The sequence below is a fragment of the Mesorhizobium sp. B2-5-13 genome (genome assembly GCF_006440535.1).
Taxonomy (GTDB): Bacteria; Pseudomonadota; Alphaproteobacteria; order Rhizobiales; family Rhizobiaceae; genus Mesorhizobium; species Mesorhizobium salmacidum.
This window is the reverse complement of the sequence record NZ_VFUI01000001.1, coordinates 196,182-209,582: the sequence shown is the minus strand read 5'-3', so window position 1 is coordinate 209,582 and position 13,401 is coordinate 196,182. Positions and strand designations below refer to the sequence as shown.

Genomic DNA, 13,401 nt, shown 5'->3' with positions numbered 1-13,401 from the left:
GATTCCATGACCTATTGCGTCGGCCTCAAGATCGATCGCGGGCTCGTGTTCATGTCGGACACGCGCACCAATGCCGGGATGGATTCTATCTCGACCTTCAAGAAGATGCACGTCTGGGAGCAGCCGGGCGAGCGCGTCATCGTTTTGATGTCGGCCGGCAATCTGGCGACGACGCAGGCCGTGGTCAGCCTGCTCGACGAACGCACCAAGGCGGTGACCGACCGCCACGAGAAGCTGCTCGAAACGCCATCCATGTACCAGACGGTGCGGCTGGTCGGCGACACGGTCAAGGAAGTGATCGCGCAATCGTCACCAGCGGGCGAGAAAGCCGATTCCTATTTCAATGCCTCCTTCATCCTCGGTGGGCAGATCAAGGGCAGCCCGCCGCGCCTGTTCATGATCTATCCCGAAGGCAATTTCATCGAATCGACTGACGACACGCCGTTCTTTCAGATCGGGGAAACCAAATACGGCAAGCCGATCATCATCCGCGCTTACGAAAAGACGATGAGCCTCGCCGAGACGGTGAAACTGCTGCTGGTGTCGTTCGATTCGACGCTGAAGTCGAACCTGTCGGTCGGCCTGCCGCTCGACCTGCTTTTCCTGGAACAGGGTGCCTTTCAGGTTGGTCTGAAAAAGCGGATCGCCCAGGACGACCAATATTACCGCACGATCTCCGACGGATGGTCGAATGCCCTGAAGACGGCGTTCGCCAGCCTGCCGGATTTTCCTGGCTAGTCCGCATATCTCGCCGTTCGCAAAAGCCGGCGCGTCACCGGCGGCGAAAGATCATGTCGGGAGGACAAGATGAACAATGATGATTTCCGGCAATGGTCGCAACGTGCCGCTGATTGGGGCGCCGACTATCGCAACAATCTGCGGGAGCGGCCGGTGCGGCCGCTGGTCGAGCCGGGCGACATTTTCAGGAGCATCGAGGCGTCGCCGCCCGAAGACGCGGAGCCGATGGACAGGATTTTCGCCGACTTCGAAGAGAAGATCGTGCCGGGGATGACGCATTGGCAGCACCCGCGCTTCTTCGCCTATTTTCCGGCCAACGCGGCGCCCGTCTCGGTGGTGGCTGAATACCTGGTGTCGGCGATGGCCGCGCAATGCATGCTTTGGCAGACGTCGCCGGCGGCGACCGAACTTGAAACCCGGACCGTCGACTGGATGCGCCAGGCGCTCGGCCTGCCGGAGGGTTTCTCCGGCGTCATCCAGGATTCGGCCTCGTCGGCGACACTCAACGCGGTGTTGACCATGCGCGAGCGGGCGCTGGACTGGCAAGGCAACAAAAAAGGATTGGCCGGGCAGGGGCGGTTGCGCATCTATTCCTCCGACCAGGTGCACACTTCGATCGATCGGGCGATCTGGGTGTCAGGGATAGGCGAGGACAATCTCGTGCGCATTCCGGTCGCCGGCCGTTTTCGCGCCATGGAAGCGGCCGCACTCGAAGCGGCAATCGTCGCCGATCGCGAGGCCGGCATGCTGCCCGCCGGCATCATCGCCAGCGTCGGCGGCACCAGCACCGGCGGCACGGACGATATTGCAGCGGTTGCGGAGATTGCCAGGCGGCACGGGCTCTACCTGCATGTCGATGCCGCCTGGGCCGGGTCGGCGATGATCTGCCCGGAATTTCGCCATTTCTGGGCCGGCGCCGAGTTGGCTGATTCCATCGTCTTCAACCCCCACAAATGGCTGGGCGCGCAGTTCGATTGCTCGATGCAGTTCATCCGGCAGCCGGAAGACGTGGTTCGTACGCTGGCCATCAAGCCCGAATTTCTCAAGACACATGGCCGCGACGGCATCATCAACTACTCCGAATGGTCGGTGCCGCTTGGTCGGCGCTTCCGGGCGCTGAAAGTTTGGTTTCTGCTGCGCGCCCATGGACTGGAAAACCTGCGAACCATGATCCGCAACCATGTCGCCTGGAGCGAAGGCCTTACGCTGCGTCTGGCAAGGGAGCCGGATTTCGAAATCGTCAGCGAGCCGATGCTGTCGCTGTTTTCGTTCCGGCACAAGGCTGCAGCGGGCGCCGATGCCGACGAGCACAATCTGCGGCTGGTCAATGCGATCAACGACGATGGCCGCATCTACCTGACGCAAACGAAAGTCGATGGGAGGGTGGCGATCCGCTTCCAGGTCGGTCAGTTCGATGCCACGGCAGAGGACGTCGACGCCGCTTTCACCGTCATCACCGAAATAGCGCGTGCCATGGCCTGAAAAGGCTGGGTCAAGGTCGCGCCGAGGTTCACCCGTACAATCATCGGATTTCGTTAGCCGGCTTGCTCCTTTTCATCGGTTTCGTTTTCGATTATAAGCAAGAAAAACGAAAACGGGAGCTTGCCTGATGTATCTGTCTCCGCGCCATGCCGAGATCATCCAGATGGCCAAGGACAATGGCCGCGTGCTGGTCGATGATCTGGCCACGCATTTCAACGTGACGCCGCAGACCATCCGCAAGGACCTCAACGATTTGTGCGACCAGCGGCTGCTTTCGCGCATCCATGGCGGCGCCTTGTTCCCGTCTGGTATCGAGAACATGGAGTATGAAGCCAGGCGCAAGATCGCGGCCGACGAGAAGGAAGCGATTGGTCGCGCGGCGGCCAGGTTGATCCCCGACAACGCCTCGCTGTTCATCAACATCGGCACCACGACCGAGGCGGTCAGCAAGGCGTTACTCGATCACGACGGCCTGATGGTCATCACCAATAATATCAATGTTGCCAATAGGATGCGCATCTACCCGTCGATCGAGGTGGTGATTGCGGGCGGAGTGGTGCGCGGCTCGGACGGGGGTGTCGTCGGCGAGGCGGCGGTCGATTTCATCAGGCAGTTCAAGGTCGACTATGCTGTCATCGGCGCCTCGGCCATCGATCATGATGGTGCCTTGCTCGATTTCGATTTTCGCGAAGTGAAGGTCGCGCAAGCGATTATCGCCAATGCCAGGCATGTCATCCTTGTATCCGACCAGACCAAATTCGAACGCACGGCACCTGTGCGCATCGGTCACCTGTCGCAGGTCAACACCTTCATCACCGATCGCTGCGATATCGCTTCGGTACGCAAGATCTGCCAGGAGGCCGAGGTTCAGCTGATCGAGACATCGCTTGGCTGAGATGATTCACGGTCTTCTCGCAGGTGTGTGATATTTCGTTTGACATTCGTTATGAGTTCGAAATAATTCCGCAACGGTTTCGCAAAAGACCCAAAATGGTGCAATGCGAAATCGTGGAGGAGCTAAGTGGACACATCTTCAGTCCGGGACATTTTCGTCATAGGCGGCGGCATCAACGGTTGCGGCATCGCCCGTGATGCCGCTGGGCGCGGTTTTTCGGTCTTTCTCGCCGAGATGAACGATCTCGCCAGCGGAACCTCGTCCGGCTCGACCAAGCTGATCCATGGCGGGCTGCGCTATCTCGAATTCTACGAATTCCGCCTAGTGCGCGAGGCGCTCATGGAGCGCGAGGTTCTGTGGAAGAACGCGCCGCACATCATCTGGCCGATGCGCTTCGTGCTGCCCTATGCCAAGGGCCTGCGCCCCGCCTGGTTGATCCGGCTTGGCCTTTTCCTTTACGACCACATTGGCGGGCGCAAATTGCTGCCGGCGACCAGGACGCTCGACATGACGCGCGACCCGGCCGGTAAGCCTTTGAAACCTTTGTTCAAAAGGGCTTTCGAATATTCCGACGGCTGGGTCAACGATGCGCGGCTGGTGGCGCTGAATGCACGTGACGCCGCTGACCGGGGCGCAACGATCCGGACCCGCACGAAAGTGATTGGAGCCCGCCGCGAAGGCGGCATCTGGACGATAAAGATCGAGAACCTGCAGACCGGCGAGACCGAAGAGGTCAAGGCCCGGTTGCTGGTCAATGCGGCGGGTCCTTGGGTCGACCACGTGCTGTCCGGCGTCGTCGGGCAGAATGACGTTCACAATGTTCGCCTCGTGCAGGGCAGCCACATCGTCATCGCCAAGAAGTTCGACGATCCGCGCGCCTATTTCTTCCAGAACAAGGATGGCCGCATCATCTTCGCCATTCCCTACGAGGACGAGTTCACGCTGATCGGCACCACCGATCAGGATTATCCCGGCGATCCACATGATGTGAAGATCAGCGACACAGAGACCGATTATCTCTGTGCCGCGGCCAGCGAGTATTTCGCGGTTCCGGTCAAGCTCTCGGACATCGTCTGGACCTATTCGGCCGTGCGTCCGCTCTATGATGACGGCGCCTCCAAGGCGCAGGAAGCGACACGCGACTATGTGCTGAAGGCCGAAGGCGGCGAGGGCGCCGCGCCGCTGATCAACGCGTTTGGCGGCAAGATCACCACCTATCGCCGGCTGTCGGAATCGATGCTGGAGAAGATCGAAGGGTTTCTCGGCAAGCGCGGCAAGCCGTGGACATCAGATGCGCCGCTGCCAGGTGGCGATTTTCCCGCCACCGGTTTCGATGCGCAGGTGACGAAGCTGAAATCGGCCTATCCGTTCCTCGACGCACGCCTGGCCCGCCGGCTGACCCGGCTTTACGGCACGCGAGCGCAGGTTCTTCTGGGCCTGGCCAAATCGAATGTCGATCTGGGCCGCAATTTCGGTGCCGATCTCTACGAGGCCGAGATACGTTACCTCGTCGAAAACGAATGGGCTATCACAGCTGAAGATGTACTATGGCGCAGGACCAAGCGCGGCCTGCATCTCGGCCGCGAGCAGGTGGCATCGCTCGATGAATTTATGCGCGGCATAAGCCGACGGCATGTCGCGGCTGCTGAATGAAGAAGGTTTTGAGCTGATGCTGAAAGCCTGGGAGGAGGCGTCATGCTGGAACTGAGGAACGTCACCAAGACGGTCGGTGCGGTCGAGCACATCCGCGACGTGTCGCTGACGCTTCAGCACGGCTCGCTTAACGTATTGCTCGGGCCCACGCTTTCCGGCAAGACCAGCCTGATGCGGCTGATGGCCGGCCTCGATGTACCGACATCCGGCTCGGTCTGGTTCGACGGCCAGAATGTCACCGGCACGCCGGTGCAGAAGCGCAAAATCGCCATGGTCTACCAGCAGTTCATCAACTATCCGGCGATGACCGTCTATGACAATATCGCCTCACCGCTCAGGGTGGCCGGCGTCGAGCAGCGCAAGATCGACAGCCAAGTGCGCGAAGCGGCGGCACTCCTCAAACTGACCCCCTATCTCGACCGCACGCCGCTCAGCCTGTCGGGCGGCCAGCAGCAGCGCACAGCGCTGGCGCGTGCCATCGTCAAGAATGCCAGCCTGGTGCTGCTCGACGAACCGCTTGCCAATCTCGACTACAAGCTGCGCGAGGAATTGCGGGCGGAACTGCCAAGGATCTTTGCCGCAGCCGGCACCATCTTCGTTTATGCCACCACCGAGCCGCATGAAGCCCTGCTGCTCGGCGGCAACACGGCAACGCTGTCGGAAGGCCGCATCACCCAGTTCGGGCCGACCATCGACGTATTCCGCAAACCGATCGATCTGGTGACGGCCAGGACCTTTGCCGATCCGCCGCTCAACACCATCGTGCTGGCCAAAAAGGGGGCGGATTTTCTGCTCGAGGGCGGGGTCAAGCTGCCGGTGCCGGCGGAACTCGTCGGCATCGCCGATACGAACTATACGATCGGCTTCCAGCCGCACCATCTTTCGCTCGATCGGCCCAATGTCTCCGCGGTGCCGGTGCGGGCAAAGGTCACCATCACCGAAATCACCGGGTCCGAGAGCTTCATCCATCTCGACTTTGCCGATGCCCGCTGGGTGATGTTGACCCACGGCATCAGGGATTTCGAGACCGACGCGGTGGTCGAGGTGTTCATCGACCCGCGTCACATCATGGTCTTCGACGAACACGGCCATGCCGTGACCGCGCCGAAGCTGGCGGCTTAGGAGGGGCGATATGGCACGCATCGACGTCAACCATGTCAGGCATTCCTATCTGCCGAACCCGCGCACGGATGCCGATTTCGCGTTACGCGAAGTGCACCACATTTTCGAGGATGGCGGTGCCTATGCGCTGCTTGGGCCGTCCGGCTGCGGCAAGACCACGCTGCTCAACATCATATCGGGGCTGCTTCACCCCTCGCACGGCCAGTTGCTGTTCAATGGCAGGGACGTGACCAGGCTGTCGACGCAGGAGCGCAACATCGCGCAGGTGTTCCAGTTCCCGGTCATCTACGACACCATGACCGTCTACGACAACCTGGCCTTCCCGCTGCGCAATCGAGGCGTGCCGGAACCAGATGTCGACCGCAAGGTGCGCGAGACGCTCGACATGATCGACCTGGCCTCGTGGGCGAAAAGGAAGGCAAGGGGCCTGACCGCCGATCAGAAGCAGAAGATCTCGCTCGGCCGTGGGCTGGTGCGCTCGGACGTCAACGCCATCCTGTTCGACGAACCGCTGACCGTCATCGATCCGCACATGAAATGGGTGCTGCGCTCGCAGTTGAAACAGCTCCACCGCCGCTTCGGTTACACGATGGTCTATGTCACGCACGACCAGACCGAGGCGCTGACCTTCGCCGACCAGGTGGTGGTGATGTATGATGGCGGCATCGTGCAGATCGGCACGCCGGCGGAACTGTTCGAGCGGCCGCGTCACACTTTTGTCGGCTATTTCATTGGATCGCCAGGCATGAATGTCGTGCCGGTGGCAATCGAAGGCAGGACTGCGACGCTCGGCTCGCAACGGATCGAATTGCCTGGAGTACCGAAGGCGGGCAGAGGCGCGGTCGAGCTTGGTATCCGCCCGGAATATGTGCGGCTCGGCCGCGATGGAATGGCGGTTTCAATCACCAAGGTCGAGGATGTCGGCCGCCACAAGGTGGTGCGCGCCAAGCTGGAAGGCCGCGACATCGCGGCGGTCATCGGCGAGGACGAAACCGTACCCGCCGAACCAAAGGTGCGGTTCGACCCGGCCGGCATCAACATCTATGCCGATTCCTGGCGCGTCGAGATGGGGGCGTAGATGGAAAAGACCTGGAACAACAAGGCCTGGTTCCTGGTGCTGCCGGTGCTGGTGCTGGTGGCCTTCACCGCGGTCATCCCGCTGATGACGGTCGTCAACTATTCGGTGCAGGACACGTTCGGCAACAATGTCTTCACCTGGGCAGGCACCGAATGGTTCGAAGACCTGCTCTCGTCCAGCCGCTTCTGGGAGGCGATGGTTCGCAACCTGATCTTTTCCTTCATCATCCTGGCCATCGAAGTGCCGCTCGGCATCTTCATCGCGCTCAACATGCCGAAAAAGGGCTGGGGCGTGCCGGTCTGCCTGGTGCTGATGTCGCTGCCGCTGCTGATACCGTGGAACGTGGTCGGCACCATCTGGCAGGTGTTCGGGCGCAGCGATATCGGTCTGATGGGCTACTACCTCAACGCGGTCGGCATCGACTACAACTATGTGCAGGATCCATTCGACGCCTGGGTGACGATCATCATCATGGATGTCTGGCACTGGACCAGCCTTGTCGTGCTGCTCTGCTATGCCGGCCTGGTCTCGATCCCGGATGCATTCTACCAGGCGGCCAAGATCGACGGTGCGTCGCGCTGGGCGGTGTTTCGTTACATTCAGTTGCCGAAGATGCAGCGCGTGCTTCTGATCGCCGTGCTGCTGCGGTTCATGGACAGCTTCATGATCTACACCGAACCCTTCGTCGTCACCGGCGGCGGTCCGGGGAACTCGACGACGTTCCTGTCGATCGACCTCGTCAAGACGGCACTCGGCCAGTTCGACCTTGGTCCGGCGGCGGCAATGTCGCTGGTCTACTTCCTCATCATCCTGTTGTTGTCATGGGTGTTCTACACCGTGATGACCAACTACGACGCGGAGCGCTGATATGGCTGGCGCCAACGAACGCACCGAGCGCAATGCAATGAGCCGGACCGCCCCCGCGGAAGGGGGGCTCGCCAGTTCACTGTCACAGAGCGAACTCGACAGGCGGATGCGCCGGCGCGGCGAGGAATCGCGCTGGTGGTGGATCGTGCCAACGCTCTACATCATCGTTCTGCTGCTGCCGATCTACTGGCTCATCAACATGAGCTTCAAGACCAATGCCGAGATCGTCAACTCGCTGACGCTTTACCCGCACGCACCGACGATCGCCAACTACATCACCATCTTCACGCAGAAGGCCTGGTATTCCGGCTACATCAACTCGATCACCTATGTCGTCATGAACATGGTGATTTCGGTGTCGGTGGCCCTGCCGGCGGCTTACGCTTTCTCGCGCTATCGCTTCCTTGGCGACAAGCATCTGTTCTTCTGGCTGCTGACCAACCGCATGGCGCCGCCGGCCGTGTTCGCGCTGCCGTTCTTCCAGCTCTACTCGGCCTTCGGCCTCATCGACACGCACATAGCGGTGGCGCTGGCGCACTGCCTGTTCAACGTGCCGCTGGCGGTGTGGATCCTGGAAGGTTTCATGTCGGGCGTGCCGAAGGAAATCGACGAGACAGCCTATATCGACGGGTATTCCTTTCCGCGGTTCTTCATCAAGATATTCATGCCGCTGATCGCCAGCGGCATCGGCGTCGCCTGCTTTTTCTGCTTCATGTTTTCGTGGGTCGAACTGCTGATCGCCCGCACGCTGACCACGACCGATGCCAAGCCGATCGCCGCGACCATGACGCGTACGGTGTCGGCCTCGGGCATGGACTGGGGTCTGCTGGCAGCCGCCGGCGTTTTGACACTGATCCCCGGCGCGCTCGTGATCTGGTTCGTGCGAAACTATATTGCCAAGGGCTTTGCCCTGGGGAGGGTCTGACATGAACCTCGACTTTTCCTGGATGGCGTGGACCTGGCCGACGGCCGCGTTCTTCAGCGTCATCGCGCTGCTTTTGCTTGGCATGGGTGTCTGGGAATATGCCTCGCCCGGCGGCAATCCGCGTGTCGGCGTGCTGCGCTTCGAGACGACGCGCGGCGACCGCCTCTTCGTTTCGCTGCTTGGCAGCGCCTTTATCCATCTCGCTTGGCTGGGTCTGGTTGGGTCCAACCTGTGGTGGGCTCTCGCTCTCTCTGTGGTCTACGCAATTGGCGTGTTCCGCTACGTATAGAGGGGGATACTGATGGAGCGGCCCGTAGGTGGTCGCTCCAGTTCGCACTTGAAACCTTTTAAAAGCTCGGAGGAGACACAATGCGACGGCAATTTTTAACATCAACGACAGCCCTTGTCCTTTTGCTCGGCGCGGGCCACGCCTATGCCGGAATGGATGAGGCAAAAGCCTTTCTCGACAAGGAGATAGGACCTCTTTCGACGCTCTCGCGCGCCGATCAGGAAAAGGAAATGCAGTGGTTCATCGATGCGGCCAAACCGTTTGCCGGCATGGACATCAAGGTCGTCTCGGAAACTTTGACCACCCACCAGTATGAATCGCAGGTGCTGGCGCCTGCCTTCACTGCCATCACCGGCATCAAGGTCACGCATGACGTCATCCAGGAAGGCGACGTCGTCGAGAAGATCCAGACCCAGATGCAGACCGGCCAGAACCTTTATGACGGCTGGGTCAACGACAGCGATCTGATCGGCACCCACTGGCGCTACCAGCAGGTGCGCGACCTGACTGATTGGATGGCGGGCGAAGGCAAGGACGTCACCGACCCGATGCTCGACGTCAACGACTTCATCGGCACCAAGTTCACCACGGCGCCGGACAAGAAGCTCTACCAGCTTCCCGACCAGCAGTTCGCGAACCTCTACTGGTTCCGTTACGATTGGTTCAATGACGAAAAGAACAAGGCCGACTTCAAGGCCAAGTACGGCTATGAGCTCGGCGTGCCCGTCAACTGGTCGGCTTACGAGGACATTGCCGAATTCTTCACCGGCCGTGACGTCGGCGGCAAGAAAGTCTATGGCCATATGGACTACGGCAAGAAGGACCCATCGCTCGGCTGGCGTTTCACCGACGCCTGGCTGTCGATGGCCGGCAACGGTGACAAGGGCCTGCCGAACGGCCTGCCGGTCGACGAATGGGGCATCAAGGTCGACGAGAACTCTCGTCCGGTCGGCTCATGCGTGGCGCGCGGCGGCGACACCAACGGCCCGGCGTCGGTCTATGCGATCCAGAAATACCTCGACTGGTTAAAGGCTTATGCGCCGCCGGAGGCGCAAGGCATGACCTTCTCTGAATCGGGTCCGGTTCCGGCGCAGGGCAACGTGGCGCAGCAGATCTTCTGGTACACCGCCTTCACCGCCGACATGGTCAAGCCCGGCCTGCCTGTCATGAACGACGACGGCACGCCGAAATGGCGCATGGCGCCGTCGCCGCACGGTTCCTACTGGAAGGACGGCATGAAGCTCGGCTATCAGGACGTCGGGTCGTGGACGTTGATGAAGTCGACACCAACTGACCGCGCCAAGGCCGCCTGGCTCTACGCGCAGTTCGTGACCTCCAAGACCGTGGATGTGAAGAAGAGCCATGTCGGTCTGACCTTCATCCGCGACTCCACGATCCACGACAAGAGTTTCACCGAACGCGCTCCCAAGCTCGGCGGCCTGATCGAGTTCTACCGTTCGCCGGCGCGCGTACAGTGGACGCCGACCGGCACCAACGTTCCCGATTATCCGAAGCTGGCACAGCTCTGGTGGCAGAACATCGGTGACGCTTCGTCGGGCGCCAAGTCGCCGCAGGAAGCCATGAATGGCCTCTGCGCCGATCAGGAGAAGGTTCTGGAACGAATAGAGAAGTCGGGTGTCCAGGGCGATATCGGTCCGAAAATGGCCGAAGAGCATGACCTTGCTTACTGGAATGCCGACGCGGTCAAGAAGGGCAACCTCGCGCCGCAGCTGAAGCTGGACAACGAGAAGGAAAAGCCGGTCACCATCAATTACGACGAGTTGGTCAAGAGCTGGCAGAAGTAAGACGTCTATGCGGGCGTTCGCGCCCGTGTGAATTGAGGGAGGCGGCGCGTTGCCGTCTCCCTTCTTTGTGTCAAGGCGGAGGATGCGGGAATGAGCGGTTTTGTGCTGGCGATCGACCAGGGGACGACATCGACCCGGGCGATCCTGTTCGACGGCAAGATGAAGGTCGTAGGCAGCGGGCAGAAGGAATTCGTCCAACACTATCCGGCCTCCGGCTGGGTCGAGCACGATCCCGAAGAGATCTGGGCAAGCGTCATGACCACCGTGAAGGCTGCACTGAAGGCCGCCGGCCGTAGCGCCTCGGAGGTGGCCGCCATCGGCATCACCAACCAGCGCGAGACCGTCGTCATCTGGGACAAGGCAACCGGCAAACCGATCCACAACGCCATCGTCTGGCAAGACCGCCGCACGGCACCGCTATGCCAGAAGCTGAAGAAGCAGGGGCTGGAGAAGAAATTTACACGCAAGACAGGGCTTCTGCTCGACCCCTATTTCTCGGGCACCAAGATCGCCTGGATGCTGGACAAGGTGAAGGGCGCGAGGAAACGTGCCGAGAAGGGCGAATTGCTGGCCGGTACCATCGACAGTTTTTTGATCTGGCGGCTGACCGGCGGCAAGGTGCACGCCACCGACGCAACCAACGCCTCACGCACGCTGGTCTACAATATCGAGAAGAATGCCTGGGACGACGAACTGCTTTCCATCCTGCGCATCCCGGCCGCGATGCTGCCGGAGGTCAAGGATTGCGCGGATGATTATGGAATCACAGAGAACAACTTGTTTGGCACCGAGATTAGAATCCTAGGGGTTGCCGGCGACCAGCATGCCGCGACCATCGGCCAGGCCTGTTTCGAACCGGGCATGATGAAGTCCACCTACGGCACCGGCTGTTTTGCGCTGCTCAACACCGGCAGCGATCTGGTGCGCTCCAAGAACCGCCTCTTGACGACCATCGCCTACCGGTTGAACGGCAATACCACTTATGCGCTTGAAGGCTCGATCTTCATTGCGGGTGCCGCGGTGCAATGGCTGCGCGACGGCATCAAAGTCATCGGCAAAGCCGAGCAGAGCGGCAAGCTCGCGGCGGAAGCCGATCCGACGCAGAACGTCTATCTGGTACCGGCCTTTGTCGGGCTCGGCGCGCCGCACTGGGACGCCGGGGCGCGCGGCGCCATCTTCGGGCTAACCCGAAATTCCGGTCCGGCCGAGTTCGCCCGAGCGGCTTTGGAATCAGTCGCTTATCAGACTCGCGACCTACTCGACGCCATGCACAAGGATTGGAAGGGCGCCAAGGCAAAGACGGTGCTCAGGGTCGATGGCGGCATGGTGGCTTCGGACTGGACCATGCAGCGCCTGGCCGACATACTCGACGCAGCGGTTGACCGGCCGACAATCCTGGAGACGACCGCGCTGGGGGCTGCCTGGCTCGCCGGCTCGAAGGCGGGCGTGTGGCCCAAGGTGAGGGAGTTCGCGAAAAGCTGGGCACTTGAGCGACGGTTCGAGCCTGATATGGATAGCTCGATCCGATCCGCCAAGCTGGCAGGCTGGCGCGATGCCGTGCGCAGGACGCTGAGCGCATAAGGAAAGGCCCGCGCCGTTCCGCCGCGGGCCTTCCACTCACACCACGCATCAGTAAGGCGAACGGCATTCCCGACGAGGACCGTTGTTCGGCTGGAAGGTGTTGTCCGAGGCGCGGTAGCTCCGATAATGGTCGTAGCACCACTGCACATGGGCATTGCCTTCATAGACGCGGTTGTTCTCGTTGACGATTGCGCCGGTGATCAAGGCGCCAGTCGCAAAGGCCGCGAGCGGGAACCAGTAGTCGCCATGACGGCGATAGCCGCGGCGATATTCACGATAGCCGCGGTGACCATTCCAATACATGCCACCGTTGCGGCTAAAGCTGCGATTGCGTGAGAAATTGCGGTCGAAGGAGCGGTTTCTCCTCCACTCCCGGTACTGCACTGTCTGCACATCCGGCATTGCCGCCTGGGATAATGGCACGTAGGTCGGCTGGGCGTTGACCGGCACCACCTCCGCCGCGACGAATGTGGCCGAGAGGGTGGCGGCAAGCAGGCCCGTTGTGATTCTATTCATTGGTATTCTCCGCAAAGGTTTGTCGGGCGTCCCATTGGCAAAAAACGATAGCGCGTCGGATTTGTTCCCCATGCTGGCGGCCGCCGGACTGAGATCGACTGCCTGGCTGCTCGCCAGAGCCCGGGGAACAAGCAGGGGCCAGCGATTTAGGGCAAAGCGCCGGTTTGGAACCCATCTTTTCCGGTTGACCGGTCGCGGCACTCTCCCTATGTTCCGCGCAATTTCGAGGGCGGCCTTTTCGAGCCCGCGGGAGCGCGTAGCTCAGCCGGTAGAGCAACTGACTTTTAATCAGTAGGTCATGGGTTCGAATCCCATCGCGCTCACCAAAAACTCAAGAAAACCAGGGGTTTGCGACAGGTGAGGGCGGTTTTCTGTGTCCGCAGAATTTCGTGTCCGCTCTATGTCCGTAAAAAGGCTCACATTGGTCCTTCGTGGACCGATTCTACGATT

Annotated in this window: 12 protein-coding genes and 1 tRNA gene; 12 read left to right on the top strand and 1 reads right to left on the bottom strand. The window is 60.8% G+C overall.

Going from position 1 to position 13,401, the window contains the following annotated elements:
• Positions 1-6: 6 nt before the first annotated feature.
• The 11 genes from FJ434_RS01095 (at position 7) to glpK (ending at position 12,435) form a co-directional block, all read left to right on the top strand.
• Positions 7-738 carry a peptidase gene (locus tag FJ434_RS01095; RefSeq protein WP_027144963.1) on the top strand — a complete coding sequence of 244 codons (732 nt, stop codon included), beginning with the start codon at positions 7-9 and terminating at the stop codon, positions 736-738.
• A 69-nt stretch (positions 739-807) separates the two neighbouring features.
• Positions 808-2,220 (top strand): aspartate aminotransferase family protein, encoded by a 1,413-nt coding sequence (locus tag FJ434_RS01090; RefSeq protein ID WP_140750214.1) that lies wholly within the window; start codon positions 808-810, stop codon positions 2,218-2,220.
• Between the two features lie 127 nt (positions 2,221-2,347).
• Positions 2,348-3,115: a DeoR/GlpR family DNA-binding transcription regulator gene (locus FJ434_RS01085; RefSeq protein ID WP_140503763.1), complete on the top strand. Its 768-nt coding sequence runs from the start codon at positions 2,348-2,350 to the stop codon at positions 3,113-3,115.
• Positions 3,116-3,241: 126 nt separating this feature from the next.
• The gene (gene glpD / locus FJ434_RS01080) at positions 3,242-4,768 is read left to right on the top strand and encodes a glycerol-3-phosphate dehydrogenase (protein WP_140750215.1); all 1,527 of its coding nucleotides are present in this window, start codon (positions 3,242-3,244) and stop codon (positions 4,766-4,768) included.
• A gap of 42 nt (positions 4,769-4,810) precedes the next feature.
• Positions 4,811-5,890, top strand: coding sequence for an ABC transporter ATP-binding protein (locus tag FJ434_RS01075; RefSeq protein WP_140503767.1), 1,080 nt, complete (start codon positions 4,811-4,813; stop codon positions 5,888-5,890).
• 10 nt (positions 5,891-5,900) lie between these two features.
• Entirely contained in the window at positions 5,901-6,968 is a 1,068-nt protein-coding gene (locus tag FJ434_RS01070; RefSeq protein ID WP_140711716.1) for an ABC transporter ATP-binding protein, read from the top strand.
• Positions 6,969-7,835 (top strand): sugar ABC transporter permease, encoded by an 867-nt coding sequence (locus tag FJ434_RS01065; protein WP_140503770.1) that lies wholly within the window; start codon positions 6,969-6,971, stop codon positions 7,833-7,835.
• A 106-nt stretch (positions 7,836-7,941) separates the two neighbouring features.
• Positions 7,942-8,760 (top strand): carbohydrate ABC transporter permease, encoded by an 819-nt coding sequence (locus FJ434_RS01060; protein ID WP_246676040.1) that lies wholly within the window; start codon positions 7,942-7,944, stop codon positions 8,758-8,760.
• A 1-nt stretch (position 8,761) separates the two neighbouring features.
• Positions 8,762-9,049, top strand: coding sequence for a DUF2160 domain-containing protein (locus tag FJ434_RS01055; RefSeq protein WP_140711710.1), 288 nt, complete (start codon positions 8,762-8,764; stop codon positions 9,047-9,049).
• Between the two features lie 80 nt (positions 9,050-9,129).
• On the top strand, positions 9,130-10,854 hold the full coding sequence (locus tag FJ434_RS01050) for an ABC transporter substrate-binding protein (protein WP_140750219.1): 1,725 nt from the start codon (positions 9,130-9,132) through the stop codon (positions 10,852-10,854).
• 90 nt (positions 10,855-10,944) lie between these two features.
• On the top strand, positions 10,945-12,435 hold the full coding sequence (gene glpK, locus FJ434_RS01045) for a glycerol kinase GlpK (RefSeq protein WP_140750221.1): 1,491 nt from the start codon (positions 10,945-10,947) through the stop codon (positions 12,433-12,435).
• Between the two features lie 48 nt (positions 12,436-12,483).
• On the opposite strand, the gene FJ434_RS01040 is transcribed toward glpK, so the two are convergent.
• Positions 12,484-12,951, bottom strand: coding sequence for a BA14K family protein (locus tag FJ434_RS01040; protein WP_140750223.1), 468 nt, complete (start codon positions 12,949-12,951; stop codon positions 12,484-12,486).
• A 250-nt stretch (positions 12,952-13,201) separates the two neighbouring features.
• On the opposite strand from FJ434_RS01040, the gene FJ434_RS01035 reads away from it, so the two are divergent.
• A tRNA-Lys gene (locus tag FJ434_RS01035) sits at positions 13,202-13,277 on the top strand.
• Positions 13,278-13,401 lie beyond the last annotated feature (124 nt).